Here is a 20,478-nt window from a genome sequence, read left to right as displayed (position 1 = left end):
CTGCATTTTCCTTCGTTGAGAGACTTATTTGCGATGAACGTGTCCACTTCTGAAATTGATTCAGCCCTTCAAAAGCTCGACCAAGCACTGCTCAGCGGCCAAATCACCGCCGCGGCAGTCGCAAACATCAAACGCTGGTTGACCGAAGATCGATACGTTTTGTATCAGGCGGAAGTCGTCGAACATATCAGCGGTGGCAAGTGGCAAGCTTTAGACGATGCGTTCTGGACCGTCATCCCCTTCGGAACCGGCGGACGCCGCGGACGCATGTACCCCATCGGCTCCAACGCCATCAACGATCGTACCATCGGCGAAAGTGCCCAAGGTCTTGCCGATATGGTACTGGCGGTCAAAGGCAACTCTGGTTCATTGCGCTGCGCTATCGCTTACGATACACGTCGCAACTCGCGCCACTTTGCTGAACTTTGCTCGTCGATCATGGTGGCCAACGGATTTGAGGTCTTTTTCATGGACGGTGTGCGAGCCACGCCCCAGCTATCTTTCGCCGTACGTGAAAAGCAATGCGACTGCGGTATCATGGTCACTGCATCGCATAATCCCCCCAGCGACAATGCGGTGAAAGTTTACTGGTCAACCGGTGGCCAAGTGCTGCCTCCCTACGATAGCCAAATCATTGACCGCGTGATGAACGTGCAATCGATCAAGACCGTACCATTTGATCAAGCGATCGGAGCCGGCAAGATCCACATGGTCACCGAAGAGATCGACCAGAAGTATCGTGAAGCGGCCGGCAAATTCGCTTGGCCTGGACCGCGTGAGTGCAAGATTCTGTACACACCCCTGCATGGCGTAGGTTCTGCGGCCGTCTTGCCACTACTGGATGACGCTGGCTTTAGCAATGTCACCGTCTTTGCACTGCACGCTGAACCCAGCGGCGATTTTCCGAATGTTCCCGGCAATGTCAGTAACCCGGAGAACGTTGCTGTCTTTGACGAACCCATCAAGACCGCTAAAGCTGAAGGTTACGATATTATCCTGGCAACCGATCCCGACTGCGATCGATTGGGAGTCGCCGCTCCGGTTACACTTGACACTACGGGCCCATGGCGCACGATCAACGGTAACCAGTTGGGCGCACTGCTAGCAGACTTCGTGCTATCGAAGCGAAAAGAAATGGGACTTGCGAAGCCTGGTGACTATATCATCAAAACTCTGGTGACTACCAATCTGACGGCAAAGATTGCCGAGTCCTACGGCGTTCGCTGTGAAGGAAATATTCACGTTGGCTTTAAGTGGATTGCAGGCCTGATGGATGCTTGCGGCCCAGAACATTTCGCATTCGGTACCGAAGAGTCGCACGGCTATTTGATCGGCACCTATTGCCGTGACAAAGACGGACCGGTGGCATGCTTGCTGATGAGCCAACTGGCGGCGTCATTGAAGGCCAAAGGAATTTCCCTGCATCAACAGATGGACAATCTGTACAAGCAGCATGGCTTGCATCGCGAAGAATTGATCAATGTCCAAATGGAAGGCTCACAGGGCATGGAGTTGATGCAAAAACTGATGGCCACCTTCCGCAGCAATACACCAGCCACGTTAGGCGACGCCGCAGTCGCTCAGATGCGAGATTACAAGACGCTAACCGTCAAGCCCATTGGTGGCGAGCCAACGCCGCTGGATGCCCCCAAGAGCGACATGGTTATCCTGGATCTTGCAGAAGCTGGGAATTATGTTGCAGTACGGCCTAGTGGTACCGAGCCCAAAGTGAAATTCTATTTCTTTGCAAGCCTGTCGCCCGAACAATCGCAGGATTTAGAATCCGCTAACGCAATACTTGAGGAACGAATCGCTAAGCTGAAAGTCGCCGTCCAAGCGTTTGCCAAGACGATTCAGTAGCGACTGGGAATCGCATTAGCGATAGGGCCAAGCGAAGCTGGGCCTTGAGTTCAGTCTTCGCAATGGGATTGGTGCGCTAAAGCAATCCTGACGTGCGAGCATGTCCGATCGGGGCTCGTCCCCGTCGGACACCGCTTTGGTGTTCTAGACAGCGAGCCCAATGACACGCTTTCATTTCTTAAGTCAGCCGCCTTCGGCGACTGGCTTAAGAAAGGGTGGGGCCGGTTACCCGTACGAGCTTAGCACACCAATCCTTTTGCGACGCGTTGGGGCAAGCCCAACGGTCGCCCAGAGCTCGCCGTCATCGAATGAATGGCTCTTTCAATCTACCGCAACTGCAGACAGCGTTTCATTTACATCCGCATCCTTCGGACGATATTCGATGTCTTGTGTCAGCAGGAACTTATCGAACGCAAAGCCGTCTTCACGCATGGAGAACTGCACCGTGTGCTGGCCGGCCTCCGCAATGTCCAAATAGATTTGCATTGCTTCGCCACAGTGATTCGCTTCCGTTCGCTGAGCACATGCCCATGTCCATTGATGCTTGCCATCACACCACTGCATACGTTGCCCACTGGCTGGCCAAGTGTCATTCAATCCAACGTGCAGACCATTATCTTCCGTGCCTGTGGAAAAGGCCCTGACCCAGACGTAATAACGTCCCGCTTGAGAGAAGAAAACTGGATAACTTAATACAGCCATCTTACCGGGCTGTGGCGAAAAATTTTCGCCGGAGATCAACGTGTCGTCGTGTGTCACGCGTGTATCGGGCAGCAGCCGAACAAACTGATTGCCACTGGCCTTTGGGGCAGCCGATAGCATCGAACGCACCCAGCGAGTTTCTTCGCCAGCACCAGCCAATGGAGGCAACTCGCCCGATTTCTCCAGTACATACCAGCGCCGAACATCGTCACGCTCCTGCCGCGAAAAATGTTCGGCTTCCACAGCGATAATGCCCTTCGCATTGGCGGTGTAAACCGGTTGCGACCTTTGAATCAATGCTACCCAATCGCGGCCATCTTCGCTGGGAGGTTCGCCAATGTTTTCCCACTGGCCTCCTCGAAGCACTTGCACCGAACCTGATTGCAATTCCCCGCCTGTGCGAGGGTTGAACCAAGCCACGCGATAAGTTCCTTCATGGTCCAAGAGATTTAGCCGCGTATTGCCGCCTTGAGGAAGATAGACACAGTACAGCTCACCTGGCTGGGCAAAGCAGTAGTCGTCATGAGCCATCGTCAAATCGTCCATTGACTGCATACGATCAAATGGCAAATAGCGGTGAAAGAAATCGACGGCAAGCTTTGACTGACGAAACATCGCTTCACGCGTTCGCCAAGTTTCGGCGGACAAATCACTGTCTGGACTATTGTTCTGCCAACCAAAATACCATTCGACGCCCGCTCCACCGGCCATCAGGTTTCCCCACAAACCCTTGCTGCGCGGAATATCATGGTCGACATCTTGCTGATCAGTCTTCAATCCAAAATTCGCACCGCCCATTTCGTCACTGCAGACAACCCAAGGTTTCCCCGCGTTTCTTGAAGCGTCGACGTAATGTCGGACATGGCCATGAATGTCATTCCAGTGAAAGTCTTGAATCGCGGTACCATCCAAGGCCGCTTTACCCAACAACGGATCAAACGTATCCCGCAAGTTCTTGGCGGCCCAATGATCATTGTGAATGACGATAGGATGCTTGTAAGGATCAATCGATCGCAGATAGTCTGCCATGGCCTCTTGCTGCTGCGTTGTCTGCAAGTTCTCTTCGCCCAGATTCCATACGATCGCCGGATGATGAGCGAACCTGGCGACCATTTCCCGTAAGTATCGCTTGCGGTTGGGACCTAAGTCACCTTGGTCTAACAAATGATCATTCTCTGTTTCTTGCAACACGAAGTGCATCTGCAAGCCGAGGCGATCCATATGCGAAAAAACGATCTCCCATTGCTCTAGTTTACTGACATCGAAACGATCAAAAGCGATTGGGTCTGTCCAAGGCCAGACATTACGTCCATCGCCGTTGACATTCATCGTTAGGAAGTAGACAGAATTGACTCCCAAGCTTGCCAGATAATTCAAGCCGCCGATCAAACCCTTCCCCTTATTTCCTTGCCATACGGGGTCTCCCGGTTGCCAATCGGCGACATGCGTCGCATAGCGGTGAAGACCTTTATCCAACGACGGCAACTTGATAGGGTTATGCGGTGCCGGGTACGGGTGCTGCAATGTGTCATGCCACGTGCCGTCAAAATCGTGGTAGCCTAGCAGCGTCTCTGGGCTATCAACTCCGGCCTTCAGAAAATACTCACCGCTGCCAGCGAATTGCAGATACCGTTGGCCAACATATTGAAGATGCCCACGGGCGCGAAAGTCGCGGCCCGTCTTGTCCGATTCCGCAACATCAAAACTCCCACTCGGTTTACTTAGGACAACAACTGCGTTCTGCTGAGTCAGCTTCGCCTCGAAGTCCCATGTGCCCGTTTTTGGTGGCGTGAAACGAGCTTGCCATTTGTTTCCTTCCGTGGCCGAAGTTTCCGCCGCATTTCCATCGGCGGCAAAGAAGCCCACGAGATCATATGCGATCGAGCTTTCGCGATGAATGACTCGTACCGTGAGTTCATATGCCACAAACGGATTGACTTCCGCTTGTTCGTTGGTCGCTGGTCCATCGAAAGCAAGCGTGACCGTGTGCCACTGCTTAAGCTCACCTGTAACTTCCGCCGAACGAACGGACGCAGATGCTAGGCAGCAAAGCACAATGATCGGAAATATTCTGAGCGTGCTCATCTTACACCTTTGTCTCCAAGTAATTGGTTGTTGCGTTTGGCACATGCGAAAGGACCAGTCGAGCGATCGCTGTGGCGACTTCAGAAGTGGACGCAGTGCCGCCTTGATCGGCAGTCTTTAGGGCTCCAGCAAGTAAGAAACTCGCAACGGCTTCTTCGATTCGCTGCGCTGCTCGTTTAGCCGTCGCATCTTGATGCCGATCGCTGAGCCAATCGAGCATCATCGCAGCCGAAAGTATGGTGGCGATGGGATTAGCAACGTTCTTGCCAGCTAGTTGAGGTGCGGTTCCATGCGAAGGCTGAAACAATGCGTGGTCTTCACCGATCTCTGCGGAAGGTCCAAGCCCAAGCCCGCCGACAATAGCAGCTCCCAAGTCGGACAAGATATCGCCAAACTGATTCTCCATGACCAATACATCCCACTCGCTGGGCGTGGTGACCATATAGAGACTCATCGCATCCACGTAGGCCGTATCTGCAACAACGTCCGTATAGCCCGCCGCCACTTCCAAGAAGACTTTGCGGAAAAATGCAAAGCTGCGAAACACATTCGCTTTATCCACGCAGGTTACGCGGCGTTTTCCATCCAGCGGTCGACCGTTTCGCTTTCGAGCTAACTGAAACGCCAAATCCACAACCCGCCGAGTCCCTTCCCGCGTGATGACCAGAGTATCGGTCGCCACGCTATCATTCAAAACAGACCCGCGCCCAAACGACGCAAAGAGGCCTTCGAGATTTTCTCGAATCACGACCATATCGATCCCGCTGGAGGCCGTATTCAAAGGACTCTTTACGCCCGGATATAGTTTTACTGGTCGCACCGCAGCATAGAGCCCCATCGCTCGTCGCAATCCCATCATCATCTCGGGTTGCACTTCGGTTCCATCCGGCTTGCGTACGTCTGGCAGACCGATCGCCGCAAGCAGCACGGCGTGCGCTTGCAAGCAATCATGCAAGACATGCTCGGGAATGGCCACACCGTGTTGGCGATAGTGTTCCGCGCCCGCTTGATGCTGTGTAATGGTTAAATGCAGTTGAGGCTCAGCCAATTGCACCGCGTTTAAAACTTGTAAGGTTGCGTCCAGGCATTCGGGACCAATCCCGTCACCAGGCAGGGCAACGATGTTATAGCTAGTCATAATCAAAGTTACTCGTTGATCTATTCTCGTTTAGGAAGGAAATCGGCGATGAAGTTCCGATTGTTGGTTGTCAGTCAAAAAGCGTGTGGGAAGGTTTCGTAGAATCAAATTCAGTTTGGCGGTCTCTTCGAACTCTTCCATCGCATAGACGGCAGCGTCGAGGTCCACTCCGCAGACGACCGGCCCGTGATTCGCCAGCAGCACGCCGCGAGCAGCACGAGTCGCTTCTTCGACCGCGTGCGCAAGTTCCTTGTCGCCGGGCGCAAAATAAGGGATCAAAGGAACTCGGCCAACTCGCATCACGTAATAGGCGGTAATCGCAGGCAGCACATTGTTGGGATCCGTGTCGGTCAAGCAACTTACGGCGACCGACCACGTTGAATGCAGATGGACCACCGCTTGCTCTTTGGGACGCGATCGATACATCGCCAAATGTAAGAAAGCTTCTTTGGAAGGTGGCTTACCAGAAATCAAGTTGCCGACGGGATCCAGCCGCGATATCTCGTCAGGACATAATCGGCCCAAGCATGAATTGGTCGGCGTGATCAACATCCCATCAGGCAATCGAACGCTGATATTTCCTGAACTACCTGGCGTAAGTCCTCGTTCATACAAAGATTTACCATGCAATGCCATTTGCTCTCGTAGCTCACGTTCATTCATCGCAAGGCTCCTTACGCGTGGCATGGTTTTCAAAACATTTTAAAGCGTCCGCAAAGAAGGTGGGCTGGCCGAAGTTGCCTGACTTCAGGGCCAACCAATAGCCCGCTTCATCTAAAGACTGCACCCACGGGACCCCTGCGTCGATCTCTGGACCTATGCTAACCGCTTTGACATCAAGTGCTCTGATGACAGCTCCGGATGTTTCTCCGCCAGCGACGATCCAGTGACGAACGCCATGATTCGCCAACTTCGCCGCGATCGTTGCAAATAGTTCTTCAACGACAGCGGCAGCTTGTGCAGACCCTAACTGTTGAGCTAAATCGTAGACCGCTTGAGCATCTCGTCCGGATTCCACCAATACCGCTGGCAGGTGCTTGTGCTGCAGACACCAATTCGCCACTCGTTGAACCTCCGCATCGAAAGAAGGTCGATCGGCTGTTGCAACCATTGCGTTCAAGTGCAGCGTCGGCCCCCCTGCTTGCTCGAACGTTGTCACTTGAGAGCGAGTTGCATTTGAACAACTGCCAGCCAAAATGACTGTAAAGGGATGTTGCTCCGAAGAAGGCTCCTTTTGACCAGTGACGAATGTTTGAGCTTCTCTATCGATATCACCGATCGACGTTGCAATCCCCAGCGTACTTGCCCAATAACCGCTGATACCTGAACTGCCTGTCATCAAAACATGATCGCTTGCAAGCGTCGCGATGCGGCGCAGATCGCCATCATCAATAGAGTCGACGATGACGTGATACGGCTCGGTATCAACATCCGCCTCTTGGGTTTTCGTAAGCTGGCTATGGTTCAGCAGTTTGATAGGCCATGTGACTTGCGGCTGTAAGACTCTTGTGAGATTACTATCCCGCATCGGCGTCAGCGGATGATCCTTCATGCCGCTCTCATGCAGCGGAACTCCATGAACAAAAAGATGCCCGCAATACACGGTCCTGCCGTTCTCAGGAAAAGCAGGACAATACCACACGACCGATTGCTTCAACCGCGCGGCCATCGCTTCAGCCACCGGGCCTATGTTGCCAATGGCAGTTGAATCAAAAGTGGAGCAGTACTTAAAGTAAAATCGCGAAGCCCCTAGTTTCTGCAGTGCATCAAGGGCTGCTAAGGACTGCTCAATAGCCATCTGGCGCGGCGCTGAGCGTGTCTTTAACGCGACGACCATTGCTGTAGCAGAAACGACTGCGGATTTCACCGCAGGGCTGGCCAGCAATTGCTCGCCTGGGACACCAAAGAACTGCACCACACGAGCGTTGACTCGCGTGATCATCGCGGAGAAATCTGTTGCTCCTGTATAATCATCCGCCACACACCCCAGGACGATCCGATCAATCATGGCTTGGGCTCCTCAATAGCAATCGCTCGTACCGGACAACCATCGCCGCCAATGATTTTGAGTGGCAATGCGATGAATTCAACTATCGGCTGCGTGAGTTGATCAAGGTTTGCGAGCGCTTCGACAATGATTACACCGCCGCGAAAGAGAATCTCGTGGACCTCGGTCACCTCCGCCAAGTTGTTGACGTCTGCCACCGACAACTGCTCGATGCCAACCAGTGCCACTTCCTGTGCAACCAGCCATTGCGCTAACTCGGACGAGATACGCGGCAATTCGTTGCGATACCCTGGCGTACCAAATTTTCGATGCCAGTCCGTTCGCAATAGCAATCGATCGCCTGGCTGAATCGGTGGAGCGGATTGAAGGAAGCGTTCGACGGTGATCAGTTCCTTAGGTGCAGTTGGTGTTAAGTCGATCAGCTTGGCTGGGCCCACGCAACGGTCTATCACTGTTTGATCAATAGTCTTGGCACCATCGATAAAATGGCATGGTGCGTCCATGTGCGTCCCGACGTGCGAATACATGGTAATCGTCGTCGCATTCCAACCGTGGGTCGCTTTCGTGCGACATGAATCAAGCTGAAAGGTATCCGCATTAGGTTGAAGTGGGAAACTCAGATCGATTATCTTTCGCAAACCACGCACAGCTTGACCCGCAGGCAAAGCAGGCGGAGTGCTCGCTGAAGACTGCAATGGATTCGTTGTCGCCGATCGATAGCTCGCTTCGGCAACTTGCAACGTTTTTGAGTACTCCTGCAGACTAGTTTCGCAAGCGACCTTGTTATCGAGAACGTCTAAGAAATGGAGAAACGTCGCTTTCACACAATCGCCTGCAAATCCATTGCGTGGACAATGATATGCATGTTTGACCACAGGTTGTCCTAACGGTTTGATACGAATGTCGCCACTGGAGTCCAGCCAAATACTGCCGCCACTGGCTTCGATACACAATTCACCAAAGGTAAAGCGTGGATCGTCTGCATCGGTCTCGTGGTATCGGCTAGCATCCCAAGTCCCCCAAGCACCGTTCTCAAATTGAAAGGAAAGTACCGCGCTGTCTTCACCCACAATGCCTGGATTGAGTCGACGAGTTTGTGCGTGGCACTGAGTTATTTCGCCCATCAGGTAGCGAAACGTGTCGATGAAATGAACACCGGTTTCGTGGATCAGCAATCTGGGCATCGTGCGAAAGTATGGTTGGCGTTGCAAGTACGCATCGGCTTGCCAACCATCCCCCATGCGTGTTCGCATTGTGATCGAGTGCACGCGATCGCCGATAACTCCCTCGTTTAGTAAGCGTTTGATTTCACGATACCAAGGTTGGAAGCGAAAATTCTCGTGGACCATGAAAGTCACTTGGGACGCTTCGACTGCGGGGAGCATCTGTTGTACCTCGCGCCACGAATTGGCGAGTGGTTTCTGACAGAGGATCGGTATTCGATGCGGCAGCAACTGGCCGATCAATTCAACTCGCCCGGTCGGTGGTGTGGCAAGATCGACAAAGTCGAATCGATGTCGCTGGAACGCTTGCTGAAAATTATCTGAGTAGTGAGCAATGCCATACTGTTCGGCAACACGCTTGGCACGTTGGAGATCAAGGTCGCAAACGCACAGGATGTTGCCTCGTTCTATTCGCTGCCAGGCATCGAGGTGGAAGTGACTGAAATAACCTGCGCCGATCAGTAACCCTTGGCGTGGAGCGTTCATGATGCGGCCTCAAGACTGCGAGTAGGGTTGACTGCTAACCAAGCCAGCAGGGCCAAGCCATTGAGGCTAGCGGCTAAATAAAAGAAGGGCGTCGCACTGCCCGTCCATGTAAGTAAGCTTGGAAACGCAAGCGACGTTATGAATGCACCGATGTTACCAGCCATATTCATAGTACCCGAAAGCACGCCCGATTGACGTCGACCAATATCCATGCAGGCCGCCCACGATGGAGCCAACGTCATGTCCGCACCAAAGATACTCAAGCTGAACCATAAGCAAGTTAGCCAAGGCGACTGGGCGAAGACGCTGCCGACGAGCCCAACGGCGGACAACGCGAAACCGACCATCGCTGGCAGTCGACGCGAGTGAACCCATGCTCCTTGACGAAAGATCCTATCGACCCAAACGCCGGATACCCAGTTCCCAAGTGCTCCAAATAGCAGCGGCACCGATGCGTACAAGCCAGCTTCGAAACCTGTTAAATCGAAGCGTACTTTCAGTTGTGGAAATAGCCAAGTCAAACAAAAGAAGAACGTAAAGTTCGATGCGAAATACTGACCGCTCAGCGCCCACAAAGAGGTGCTGCGCAGCATGCGGCCGAAAGTAAGGCTGGGTTGTCCGGAAGTCGGCGTGGCGTCGCTGGAAGTTGAACCATCGTTGCGAGTCGCCAAGATCAGGTCGCGTTCTGATGGCGGCAACCAAGCCGCTTGCGTCGGTTCATCGCGAAACAAGATGTACCATGCTACCACCCAGACGAACCCCACCCCCATCAAGATCAAAAAGCTGGGCCGCCAACCAATCTGAGCGATCATCAAAGCTAAGATTGGATAAGCAAAGGCCGCTCCAATTCGCGAACCCGAGAAATTGATTCCTTGTGTCAATCCACGCTCGCTGGCAGGCATCCATGCCACTAGAGCGCGCGTCATGCCAGGAAAAGCGCCTGCTTCGCCCGCTCCAAACAGAAACCGCACGACCAGCATCGAAGCCAGCGACCACGCCAATGCCGACAACCCGGTGAACAAGGACCATATGCTGACGATGGCCGACAAAACGATGCGAGGTCCATAACGATCCGACAGCCAGCCCGCGGGCGATTGGAACAGCGCATAGCCCAACGAGAACGCTGCAAACACCCAGCCCATTTGCTGGTCCGACAAGCTAAGGTCGTCGGCGACGCGGTCTTTTGCGACCGAAATGCACACACGGTCAACGTACAGCAAGACCGCCAGCATGAAAGTCGCCATCACAATCCACGCGCGATACGGAAACGGTTTGAATGCGAGATTCATGTGCGGACACCGGAGAGGGAAATGCGAGCGACTGAACTAAGATACCAGCAGCAAAGATCGGATCTATTGTATAATTCCGATTGAATGTCCGTTAATTCCGAATGACCAAAGCGGTGCCTGATGATCGATATTGACCTTCGTATGGAAAAATTGACCGTCCAGCAGATGATGGCCTTCTGCCTGGTTTACGAATCCGGTAGTTACGCTCATGCCGCCCAGGCGCGAGATCAAGCTGGAACCACCGTGTGGGAGCAAGTCAAGGCGCTGGAAAAATCTTACGGTAAAGCGTTGTTTCACCGAGTCGGGCGAAACATTCAACCGACAGCAACCGGTCGAGCGTTGTACGACCTACTGAAACCGTTACTGGCCAACATTGAATCCACGTTTGAGTTGCTCGAACAAGCTGACGGCTCGCTGCCCAGTTGCTTGCGCATTGCAAGTGGCAATCGGTTGATTTTGGAGGATATTGGACCTTCCTTACGAGCGTTCCGCAAACAATTCGGACAAGTGACGCTTCGCATCATGGCGGCGGACAATCAACTCGCTCAGGCACTGGTGCTCGATGGCAAAGCGGATTTGGGATTGATGATCGAACCCCCTGGAGCATTCCTGCACTCAGGCTTGGAATATCATCAGCTTTACCATATCGAATATCTCGCGGTGTTGCCGCCGCGACATGCTCTGACCAAATGCAACGCGATCGAATTCAAGCAGTTGTTGGATTATCCGTTGGTATTAGGCCACGATGGCACGATCGGGCGCAGCATGTTTGAGCAGGCTTGTTTCCGATTCAAGATTCGCAAGCCGTTGATAATCGCTGTGGAGACTGACAATTCGGCCACCACACTTGCGTGCGTTCGTGCAGGCTTAGGCATCGGCATCATAGCTGGCAGTCAGCACGGATATCTTACGAAAGGGCTAGCTTGTCGATCGTTAACCAAGGAGATGGGGCAAGTGCAAATCGTAGCGGCCTACCGCGCCGGTCGAAAGCTCAGTTCGCCCGCGCATGAATTTTTGGAACTTATCAGCCGTGGTCAAGATTGCTAGTCCCGGCGACATCACTCCGCGATACGCGGTGCGCGTAAGATTTGGCCGTTTTGATGCAAGGACACGCTACTTGCGGCTCCTTCGGTGGGTAGTTCAAATCGCAATTGCGCCGCCACTTCGCGATAGTTCCAAACGGTGTCGCTTTCAGGATAGACTCGCAGCGCCTGTTGGCCGGTAAGTTGTGCCAGCAGTCGATTGCCACTGGCCGAGATGGTAATAATCACTCCGGGCGCTAGCGTATAACTACCGACCAAACGCTGGATGGTTGCAAGGTCGATTTGTTTTTCCTCGTCAAAGGTGCGAGGTTTAACGTCCATACCGACAATGGTTTGAAACATACTCTCGGCGAGTTGGTCGGCATCCATCGTGGCGGTGTTGCACAGGAATACCAGTCCGGCTTTCAACTGGCGGTTGATCAGCAACATCGCATGATATCCGCCGGTTTGTCCATTGTGCCATCGAGTTGAACCATCACCGGCAATCATCCAACCCAAGCCCATAGCGCGATGCTCTTTCCCTGCGGGTAAGGTTTGTTTCCATGCGATCTCGATCGCTTGGCCGACCTCGCTTTTAGGTGGATTCAAGTTTGCATTGATGAAACGCACCATGTCTTTGGCAGAGCTGCGAATAGCACCCGCGCCGGCCAGTGCATCGAAGTCCCAGACGTGGTCGGCAGCTAAGGCGGAGTTGGTGGGTGGAGCTAATCGCGACTTCGATTCCGCGTTCAGTTCGATCTGCGTGTCGGTCATATCCAACGGTTTGAGTAAACGGCTGGTGAGCAATGCTTCATAGCTGACGCCCGCTTGGGATGCCAGCAAGTCGCCCAGTAACCCACCGCCCAAGTTGGAGTATTCATGCTGGCTGCCGGGTTCCCGTGAGAGCTTGGCCGATTGCAAATACGCATGCAACATCTGGCGATCGTAGAGAGCAAAGGGATTGTTGGGATCTGGCGGTTGGATATTGTCGGGCATGCGTGGCAAGCCTGACATGTGCTGGGCAAGCTGTTGGAATGTGATCTTGTTCATTAGATCTGGGTTTTGCTGGGCGAGTTCCGGCGCTGCGATTGCGATTGGCTGATTCAGTTCGACCAGTTTTCGATTCGCAGCGTCTGCCAATAACAAGCCCGTGAAGACTTTGGAGATGGAGCCAATTTCATACAGCGTGTTTTCGTCAGGCGTCTTGGCGGAGTCCTGCGAGAGTTGACCGAAGCTATAGAACCAGGACTTACCATCCAAGACGACGCCGACAACTGCACTTTGGAAGACGCGGTTTTTGACGTAGGGATCTGCAAGTGCTTTTAGTTTCTCTTCATACTTGAGTTTCTCTTGCGCTTGAGAGTGAACGCAGAAAAAGCTTACCAGGAGCACTAAAAAGAGTAGTCGCATCGCAGTTTTCTCGCTGAGCAGTGAAAAATAAATAGGAGTGGTGCTTTGTGAAGGCTTAAAGTCAGGGGTGAGTTTATGTGTACGACGGACTTCCAGTCCGTCGCTACATGGTGTCGGTCGACGGACTGGAAGTCCGTCGTACGCCAGAAACCAGTTGTGGCAAAGCCCTAGCTCGATTTGCAGGTCTCTATCCTAACAGAGGAATGCGTTCCGTGTGGGGAGGCTACGTCATCTTACATGTGCATCCCGCGAGCGTTTCAAATCCGCTTTAGAATATAGACGACATCTTCGGTTGTTTTATCGACCTCGATCGGGTCGTCGATGCTGTAGCGAAAGTCATATGTTTCTGCGATGGTCCATTTTGGGCAAGCTTTCAATAGCTTGTCGAATTGAGCCGCCGTATAGGACCGCAGTACCAAGCAGTCATCGATGCGCGTGTGCCCGCTGGGTTGGTAGATGTCAAAGCGAATGTTGTAGCGTTCCACTCGCTTTCGGCGATCTTTATCGCGGGGCCACATATGCGTGTTCACTTGTAGATGGCCACGTCGAGCACTCCAGCTTTCTTCTTCGGTTTGCTCGCCTTGCAAAGGCTGCAAATGCAAGCCCAAAGCATAAATTCCACCTGGACGGATCGCTTCGGCGACACAGTTCAAATGCGCCGCAGCGGCCGATTCGCTGCCCAAATGTCGGAAAGAATTGATGGTGTTGAACGCCGCATCATAAGGTTTGTCGACGGCGAAATCGCACATGTCGGCAACCCAGCCAGTTTCGGGCAATTTGTTCTTTTTCAGCCGGTCGTTGCAGTATTTGATAGCTTTTTCATTGAGATCCAGCCCAGCCGCATGGCACCCGGATTTCGCCATCCGAAACAAAAGGCGACCTGTGCCGCAAGCAGGCTCAAGCAGGCGAATCTTCGAGCGAGTGGGCATTTTTTTGCCCCAATCGACGTGTCTTTCGATCACCTTGTCCAGAAAATGAAATTCGGCGGACCAATCCGAACCGAAAACTAAATCGTAGTAGACAGGGAAATCGTAGATGCTAGCTTCAACAGCTTCCATTAAAATACTCGCTTTGCAGAGTTCGTTATTGGGAAATGATAGCGTATCAAATTTTAAGACTGAAGACTATGACACGAATTGTTGCAATGATTGCTGCATGCCTTGCGTTGGCAGTGGGCAGTCCGTTGTTCTCGCAAGAGATCTCCAAAAAGTCGCTGGGCGGTAAAGGCGGCGATGTCACCGGATTGAACTCGTTTTCGTCTGGCGGTTTTGGTCGCACTTCTATTGGCGGGCTGGGTGCGCCAGTAGCAATTGAAGCGAAGTACGAAGCCGAGCAATCAGGCCAACGCGGGCGCTTGCATGTAACGGCCAACGTAGAAGAAGCACACTATATCTTTTCGACCACGCAGCCCAAAGGCGGGCCGATGGCCACGGTCATCGAGATTGAATCCCCAGGCATCGCACTGGCCGGACCTTTTGTCCCCGAACGATCGCCCGAGACGACCCTGGAGATGGAAGGCTTTGAAGGTACCAAGGTTGAGAAGTTCTACGACTCGGTCACTTGGTCTGCCCCAATCACTTTTGAAAGCCAACTGGCCAGCACCAACTTCACAATCGATATCAAGGTCGATGGTCAAGTGTGTCGCAAAGGCGCTTGTATTCCAATCAACGGCGCAAAAGCCAGTGCTCAGTTTGCTGGATTCTATGCTGCCGTCATTGCAACCGACGCTCCTTATCGCGATCCTCTTGGACATGTGGAATGGAAAGCGATGCTCAGTTCTCCCAGCGTTGCACCAGGGGACCAAGTGAAGCTGATGTTGATCGGAAAGCCAGATAATGAATTCCATCTGTACCCGATGGCTCAAGGCGAAGAAGACGTCGAACAAAAGACGCTGATTGCTGTAACTCAAACAGGCACATTGAATGTTGGATCTCCATCGACCAAGGTACCGGTTACCACCGTGGATCTGGTCCCCGGTGTCTTGAGCACCACCTATCACATGGGAACAGTCACTTGGGAGATCCCCATTGCCGTTCCTGCGGATAAGGCTCCAGGCGTTTATCCAATTTCTGGTGTCGTGGGCTTTCAAGCTTGTACCGACAACAGTTGCGATCAACCGTTGGCCTTCCGATTCAGTGGCGAAATCCAAGTTGAATCAAACGCCAAGGCCTCTAGCCCTGTTGCTTTAGCAATCTCCGCGGTCGATTATCCGACTGTTCAACAGGCCTATGCTGCCAATCGTGCTAACTATACTGCGACGGAGTCGGAACTGGTGATTCAACCGCGTCAAGCGCTCGCACCTATCCAGCTTTTTAGCTATTTTGCGATGGCGATGTTAGGTGGATTTATTTTGAACTTCATGCCGTGCGTGCTACCGGTCATTGGGCTGAAAGTCATGAGCTTCATCGATGAATCGGGAGGTAATCCTCGCCGTATCGCAAGCTTGAATTTGTGGTACACCTCGGGCATTTTAGCTGTCTTCATGGGTTTCGCTTTGATGACCGTCGCGGTGCAATTGATTTCGCACCAAACGATTGCATGGGGGCAGCAGTTCCAAAATTTTGGCCTTCAGATCGCGATCATCGTGTTGCTGACGGCGATGGCTTTGAGCTTTATGGGAGTGTGGGAGATTCCGGTGCCAGGGTTTGCCAGTCACGGCAAAGCGGCTGAACTTTCAACGCGGCAAGGGGCCATCGGTGCGTTTAGCAAAGGCTTGATTGCCACGCTGATCGCCATCCCCTGCAGCGGACCGATGCTAGGTCAAGTGTTCGCGTTGACGTTAACTCAGCCCGCTTGGGTCATCCTGCTCATGTTCCTGGGCATGGGGTTGGGGATGGCCTCGCCGTACCTGATCTTTGCCGCCTATCCGCAAGCGATGAAGCTGTTGCCCAAGCCCGGCGATTGGATGATCACTTTCAAGCAATTCCTAGCCTTCCCGCTGCTGTTGGCGGTTGTCTGGTTTGTGTCGACGGTCGATGTTGAATATCGAATCGCCGCACTTACCATCGCGGTGATGACAGGCATGGGATGCTGGATTATCGGCAAGGTTCCTGCTTACGCGGAATTCGATGTGAAGACGCGGGCTTGGATTGTGGGAGTTGGCGTCGTCGTGCTAAGCGGTTGGTTGTCCGTAAAATACTTGGGGCCAAGGGATTTGATCAACTGGTTGCCTTATGACGAACCCCAGTTGCAACGCTTTGTAGCCGACGGTCGTCCCGTGTTCATCGACTTTACGGCGTCATGGTGCAGCACATGCCAAGTGAACTCCTTGATTGCGATTGAAACCGAAGAGGTCGCTAAAGCGCTCACCAAAAACAATTTCGTGCCGATGCTGGCCGATTGGTCCAAACCCAATCCCGCGATCGCCAAAAAGATCCAGGAACTGAATAGCAATTCGATCCCGTTGCTGGCTATCTATCCGGCTGGCGCAGGGTCCGAACCAATCATCCTCCGCGACAGTCTTACCCAAGGCACTGTCTTGAGCGCTATTGAACAAGCCGTTCAAGGGGCTGGCAAGAGCGATACGCAGACGGCCCGAGCAACTTCCGCAATCGATACGCTGCAAGCGGCCCAAACAAATCGCGACGCGCAGACCGAGGCCACTCCAGTCGCGGTCTCAAAAGCCGTCAAGACCAACATCTCCGACAACCCCTCGCTGACGACCAAGCCTGTGCTGCAGTCGGTTCGAAAAGAAGTCGGCGTGCAGTAAATTCTGGAATTCACCTTCGCTCTCAGTCTGCATCTGTTACCTATCCGAAAAGGGGTCTGACCCTCTCCGGCGAGGCAAAAACACCAATCAAATCGAATAGTCTCTAAAGGGTCAGACCCCTTTTCGGATTTGCTTTAGGAATACTCATGATACGTGTAGGCATCGTTGGCGTCACTGGATACACAGCCATTGAATCGATCCGTTGGCTGATGAACCATCCTCAAGCACAAATCACCGCCGCGACCAGTCGGCAGGGCGACGGCAGCAGCGTCAGCGATGTGCACCCCGAGTTGGAAGATCGCTTGGATGTCACGGTGGCGGATCTCAAGCCCGAACAAATCGCTGGCTTGTGCGACGTTGCTTATTGTTGCTTGCCGCACGGCGCCTCGGCACACTACGTCATGGAGCTATTGAGCGCTGGCTGCAAAGTCATCGATCTGAGTGCTGACTACCGGTTAAACGATGCCGCGCTGTATGAAAAGTGGTATGGCGAAGTGCATCCTGATCCGGCTCGCTTATTGACCACCCCTTATGGCTTACCAGAACTGTTCGCCGATAAGCTTAACGGTGTTAACTTGATCGCTAATCCCGGCTGTTATCCAACCTCGGCGATCTTACCGTTGTCACCCATCATCAAAGAAGGGCTGATCGACGTCGAAACAATTCTGGTGGACAGCAAGAGCGGTGTGAGTGGAGCGGGACGTACACCCAAGCTGGCCAATCTGTACGGTGAAGTCAACGAAAGCGTGAGTGCGTATTCTGTAGGTTCGCATCGTCATCAGCCTGAGATTGCCAACATCATCCAGCGGTTCACAGGAGTAAAACCCAATATTGTTTTCACGCCGCATTTGATGCCAATGGAACGCGGGATTTTTTCTACGATTTACGTGCGGCCGAAGTCAGGAGTCACCGCTAACCAGATTCGAGAATGTTTGCGCACGGTCTATAACCATATGCCATTCGTCCGCGTGGTCAGTCATTTGCCAGCCACTCGCTTCGTCACGCGAACCAATTTTTGCGATATCGCGGTCCGCGAAAATGACGGCTGGATCATTTTGCTCTCGGCGATCGACAACCTCGTCAAAGGAGCCGCCGGGGCTGCCGTTCAAAACATGAACTGCATGTTTGGACTGGATCAACGCTTAGGCTTGTTACCCATTTAGGCAATCGCTCGAAATTGGAGTACCGTGCGACGGACTTCCAAGTCAGTCGATACTTCAACGGACAAAGATGTCCGTTGGTACATTTATTCTGAGCAGTTGCCTTAGGCCCAGACCCATTTAGAAACAGGCCTTAACAATTCATCACTCAGCGACGAGCGACAGCCGCAGGGCCTTGGTCAGCCGGCATGGCTTGCAGTTGCAAGGCCTGAACCAGGCTGGCAGGCGCGTCTGGTATGTCCAAGATACGTTGCTCACCAGTCGAAGTCCTGACAATCACCGTCAGGCTGCTTACGGCTCCAGGGCTGATGGAAAGTGGAGCCGAGTTGGTGTTGGTTGCAGAACGTAGGTTTCTCGATTTGCTGTCCGGGAAATCGTCGTTGTACTTCGGCGCATCGTTTTGTTCTGGCTGTGTTCTGGCCAAGTCAACTAACCGTGGCAATTCGAACTGCAAGTCATCGGCTGCAGCGCGTGGGGAGGCCGCTAAGCTGGGGATCGCGCTAGAACTGTTGGCGGAAACCGGCAGGGTAGCTGGTGCGGTTTGAGCCATCGCTGGGGCCACACTGGCTGGCTTGGCGGGCTGGTCATAAAGATGATTTAGTCCGTACTTGGCAACTTGCTGGTAAAGGATTTGCGGTGCGCTGTAGAGTCCTTCGTCCAATTCATTGTCAGCGGCATAGCAAACGCCGATCAGCCGGCCTTGTGCATCAAACAAGCCTCCGCCACTGCGGCCTTGGACAGGTGCACCTGCAGCTTCGACATTTGGCGGCCCTAGGTAGCGATTGAGTTTCGTGATGCGTGAATCGCGTCGTGTGGGATTAGCGCCGTGGTCACAGCCAATACTTGCCACGCTTTCACCTTCGGCCAAAGGTTCACTTTGCGGTCGCATCGGCGCGATGGTCACCTTCGCAGCGGACTTGAAAGTGATCAGGGCAATATCGATTTGTTCACACTGATAATCGACGACACTTGCAGAGGTCGGCGTCAATTGTCCGTTGCTGATATATTCAACGGAGACAGGCGTCTGCCCTCGATTACCCCGGAACAAGTGACCGCATGTCAACACCAGCACATCATCACCGCGTTGTTCGACGATGGTCCCGGTGCCGAACGCGAACGTGTTGCCTTCATCGACGCGAATGCGAACGGTCGCATCCATCGGGTCGATCGTCGGGATGGAAGTCGCCGAAGCGTTGGACATTGAACTGCGGCCTGCGCTGAGCGTTGTAGGCGTGACGGCGCTGAGTTCTTGAAATCGCTCCGTCGCCTGCAGTGGAGTGCTGGTTCCCGAGAGCATGGCGGTTTGCTCAACCGCGTCATCCATCGCTGGAAAGCTCAGCGCGGGGAAAGGCCCAGCTTCGACTTCGGTGGAAACGATTCGTGATTGGGGTTGAGCCGTTCGCGACGGCGAAGTCCGTTGCGGTAGGGCGGCGTTGCCTGCGAAACGTGCGAGGCGTTGCGTTAATTGTGCGGGGCTCGCTTCCCCCATGATGCGATCGGCTTCTTCGCCATCGACCAGCACGATCAGGGTCGGCAGGCGGTCAACGTTCCACCGCTGCGTGAGACTTGATTCTTGATAAGCATCAATCTCGCGAATGATCCAACCTTGTTGGGACAGTTGTTGAATCGTGGGCTGCATCGCTCGACAAGCTTGGCAACTGGGCGCAGTGAATTCCAGCAGAATCACGTCCGAAGCGATTGCCGAATGCATCGCCGCTACGCTCAGTAGAACCGTGTAAACGACACGCGACCACAGTACGACTTTTGTCGCCATCTGCGGAGCCTCCTTGCCCGATAGCTAGTAACTTGTCTTTTGGTTTCTTGGCAGCTTCCTTGCCGCCCACGATTGGTCGTCGGGAGTGTCTTGAGAACCGGGCTTAGGGCACAAGTGCAAACTTGAGGAAAACTTGAAAGTTCTCTTGAAGTAGTTTTGCTAGCAAGCCTTGCGTTTACGCGCAGATCTATCACAATCCGGTAGTAGTTTACGGTAACCACACAAGGAACTTACGCTTGGAAATCTGGCAAATCACGACCACGCTCCCGACACAAATCGATGCCGAGCTGATTGCCAAACGGTTGATCACGGACCGTTTGGCGGCCTGCGTGCAAGTGGACGGACCGCTGCGCAGTTTTTATTGGTGGCAAGATGCCATGGCGAATGAAGCCGAATGGCGTTGCACGGTCAAAACCGAACAACGCTGTGTTGATCGCTGCATAGAACGCTTGCGTGAGAATCATCCGTACAAGGTGCCCGAGATCATGGCGATGCCAATTCCAAAAGTTGATCCAGAATATGCAGCCTGGGTAGATAGCCAAGTCCAGGTGAGTTAATCTAAAGAACCGCTCGAACGATCGATGCTTTGAATCGGTTTGGGCTGCCAAGCGT

The 20,478-nt window shown here is 53.3% G+C and carries 14 protein-coding genes; 5 read left to right on the top strand and 9 right to left on the bottom strand.

Annotated elements, in window-relative coordinates:
* Positions 1 to 33: 33 nt before the first annotated feature.
* A complete protein-coding gene (locus SH302x_RS21720; RefSeq protein ID WP_479364817.1) occupies positions 34 to 1,860 on the top strand; it encodes a phospho-sugar mutase in 1,827 nt (608 codons plus the stop codon).
* A gap of 321 nt (positions 1,861 to 2,181) precedes the next feature.
* Here the strand turns inward: SH302x_RS21720 and SH302x_RS21715 are convergent, their stop codons facing one another.
* The 6 genes from SH302x_RS21715 to SH302x_RS21690 are packed head-to-tail and all read right to left on the bottom strand — an operon-like array spanning position 2,182 to position 10,791.
* Complete coding sequence (locus tag SH302x_RS21715) at positions 2,182 to 4,647, bottom strand: DUF5060 domain-containing protein (RefSeq protein WP_479364816.1); 2,466 nt, start codon at positions 4,645 to 4,647, stop codon at positions 2,182 to 2,184.
* Position 4,648: 1 nt separating this feature from the next.
* Entirely contained in the window at positions 4,649 to 5,785 is a 1,137-nt protein-coding gene (locus SH302x_RS21710; RefSeq protein WP_479364814.1) for an isocitrate/isopropylmalate dehydrogenase family protein, read from the bottom strand.
* 30 nt (positions 5,786 to 5,815) lie between these two features.
* Positions 5,816 to 6,448 (bottom strand): 3-oxo-tetronate 4-phosphate decarboxylase, encoded by a 633-nt coding sequence (gene otnC / locus SH302x_RS21705; RefSeq protein ID WP_479364812.1) that lies wholly within the window; start codon positions 6,446 to 6,448, stop codon positions 5,816 to 5,818.
* Positions 6,441 to 7,793: a 3-oxo-tetronate kinase gene (gene otnK / locus SH302x_RS21700; RefSeq protein ID WP_479364811.1), complete on the bottom strand. Its 1,353-nt coding sequence runs from the start codon at positions 7,791 to 7,793 to the stop codon at positions 6,441 to 6,443. The genes otnC and otnK overlap by 8 nt, the downstream gene beginning before the upstream one ends.
* Positions 7,790 to 9,502 (bottom strand): cyclase family protein, encoded by a 1,713-nt coding sequence (locus SH302x_RS21695; protein WP_479364810.1) that lies wholly within the window; start codon positions 9,500 to 9,502, stop codon positions 7,790 to 7,792. Before SH302x_RS21695 ends, otnK begins: the two co-directional genes overlap by 4 nt.
* Complete coding sequence (locus SH302x_RS21690) at positions 9,499 to 10,791, bottom strand: MFS transporter (RefSeq protein WP_479364809.1); 1,293 nt, start codon at positions 10,789 to 10,791, stop codon at positions 9,499 to 9,501. Before SH302x_RS21690 ends, SH302x_RS21695 begins: the two co-directional genes overlap by 4 nt.
* Positions 10,792 to 10,911: 120 nt before the next feature.
* Here SH302x_RS21690 and SH302x_RS21685 point away from each other — a divergent pair, with 120 nt between their 5' ends.
* Entirely contained in the window at positions 10,912 to 11,838 is a 927-nt protein-coding gene (locus tag SH302x_RS21685; protein ID WP_479364808.1) for a LysR family transcriptional regulator, read from the top strand.
* A gap of 11 nt (positions 11,839 to 11,849) precedes the next feature.
* On the opposite strand, the gene SH302x_RS21680 is transcribed toward SH302x_RS21685, so the two are convergent.
* Together SH302x_RS21680 and SH302x_RS21675 are read right to left on the bottom strand one after the other, a co-directional pair.
* Complete coding sequence (locus SH302x_RS21680; protein WP_479364807.1) at positions 11,850 to 13,223, bottom strand: serine hydrolase; 1,374 nt, start codon at positions 13,221 to 13,223, stop codon at positions 11,850 to 11,852.
* Between the two features lie 257 nt (positions 13,224 to 13,480).
* Entirely contained in the window at positions 13,481 to 14,281 is an 801-nt protein-coding gene (locus SH302x_RS21675; protein WP_479364805.1) for an SAM-dependent methyltransferase, read from the bottom strand.
* A 68-nt stretch (positions 14,282 to 14,349) separates the two neighbouring features.
* On the opposite strand from SH302x_RS21675, the gene SH302x_RS21670 reads away from it, so the two are divergent.
* Together SH302x_RS21670 and argC are read left to right on the top strand one after the other, a co-directional pair.
* Positions 14,350 to 16,932: a protein-disulfide reductase DsbD family protein gene (locus tag SH302x_RS21670; RefSeq protein WP_479364804.1), complete on the top strand. Its 2,583-nt coding sequence runs from the start codon at positions 14,350 to 14,352 to the stop codon at positions 16,930 to 16,932.
* 146 nt (positions 16,933 to 17,078) lie between these two features.
* The gene (gene argC / locus SH302x_RS21665; protein WP_479364803.1) at positions 17,079 to 18,095 is read left to right on the top strand and encodes an N-acetyl-gamma-glutamyl-phosphate reductase; all 1,017 of its coding nucleotides are present in this window, start codon (positions 17,079 to 17,081) and stop codon (positions 18,093 to 18,095) included.
* A gap of 145 nt (positions 18,096 to 18,240) precedes the next feature.
* Here argC and SH302x_RS21660 read toward each other — a convergent pair whose 3' ends face one another.
* Positions 18,241 to 19,866: a trypsin-like peptidase domain-containing protein gene (locus SH302x_RS21660; RefSeq protein WP_479364802.1), complete on the bottom strand. Its 1,626-nt coding sequence runs from the start codon at positions 19,864 to 19,866 to the stop codon at positions 18,241 to 18,243.
* Positions 19,867 to 20,102: 236 nt separating this feature from the next.
* On the opposite strand from SH302x_RS21660, the gene cutA reads away from it, so the two are divergent.
* The gene (cutA, locus tag SH302x_RS21655; RefSeq protein WP_479364801.1) at positions 20,103 to 20,423 is read left to right on the top strand and encodes a divalent-cation tolerance protein CutA; all 321 of its coding nucleotides are present in this window, start codon (positions 20,103 to 20,105) and stop codon (positions 20,421 to 20,423) included.
* Positions 20,424 to 20,478 lie beyond the last annotated feature (55 nt).

The sequence above is a fragment of the Njordella calcicola genome (assembly GCF_056494125.1).
This window is presented reverse-complemented; position numbering and strand designations above follow the sequence as displayed.

What these genes read in the sequence shown, in the direction of transcription:
- SH302x_RS21670 (WP_479364804.1), top strand. Translation starts at nt 14,350, where the DNA reads ATGACACGAATTGTTGCAATGATTGCTGCATGCCTTGCGTTGGCAGTG.
- SH302x_RS21680 (WP_479364807.1), bottom strand. Translation starts at nt 13,223, where the DNA reads ATGCGACTACTCTTTTTAGTGCTCCTGGTAAGCTTTTTCTGCGTTCAC.
- SH302x_RS21675 (WP_479364805.1), bottom strand. Translation starts at nt 14,281, where the DNA reads ATGGAAGCTGTTGAAGCTAGCATCTACGATTTCCCTGTCTACTACGAT.
- SH302x_RS21695 (WP_479364810.1), bottom strand. Translation starts at nt 9,502, where the DNA reads ATGAACGCTCCACGCCAAGGGTTACTGATCGGCGCAGGTTATTTCAGT.
- SH302x_RS21720 (WP_479364817.1), top strand. Translation starts at nt 34, where the DNA reads ATGAACGTGTCCACTTCTGAAATTGATTCAGCCCTTCAAAAGCTCGAC.
- SH302x_RS21710 (WP_479364814.1), bottom strand. Translation starts at nt 5,785, where the DNA reads ATGACTAGCTATAACATCGTTGCCCTGCCTGGTGACGGGATTGGTCCC.
- otnK (WP_479364811.1), bottom strand. Translation starts at nt 7,793, where the DNA reads ATGATTGATCGGATCGTCCTGGGGTGTGTGGCGGATGATTATACAGGA.
- argC (WP_479364803.1), top strand. Translation starts at nt 17,079, where the DNA reads ATGATACGTGTAGGCATCGTTGGCGTCACTGGATACACAGCCATTGAA.
- SH302x_RS21660 (WP_479364802.1), bottom strand. Translation starts at nt 19,866, where the DNA reads ATGGCGACAAAAGTCGTACTGTGGTCGCGTGTCGTTTACACGGTTCTA.
- SH302x_RS21715 (WP_479364816.1), bottom strand. Translation starts at nt 4,647, where the DNA reads ATGAGCACGCTCAGAATATTTCCGATCATTGTGCTTTGCTGCCTAGCA.
- otnC (WP_479364812.1), bottom strand. Translation starts at nt 6,448, where the DNA reads ATGAATGAACGTGAGCTACGAGAGCAAATGGCATTGCATGGTAAATCT.
- SH302x_RS21690 (WP_479364809.1), bottom strand. Translation starts at nt 10,791, where the DNA reads ATGAATCTCGCATTCAAACCGTTTCCGTATCGCGCGTGGATTGTGATG.
- SH302x_RS21685 (WP_479364808.1), top strand. Translation starts at nt 10,912, where the DNA reads ATGATCGATATTGACCTTCGTATGGAAAAATTGACCGTCCAGCAGATG.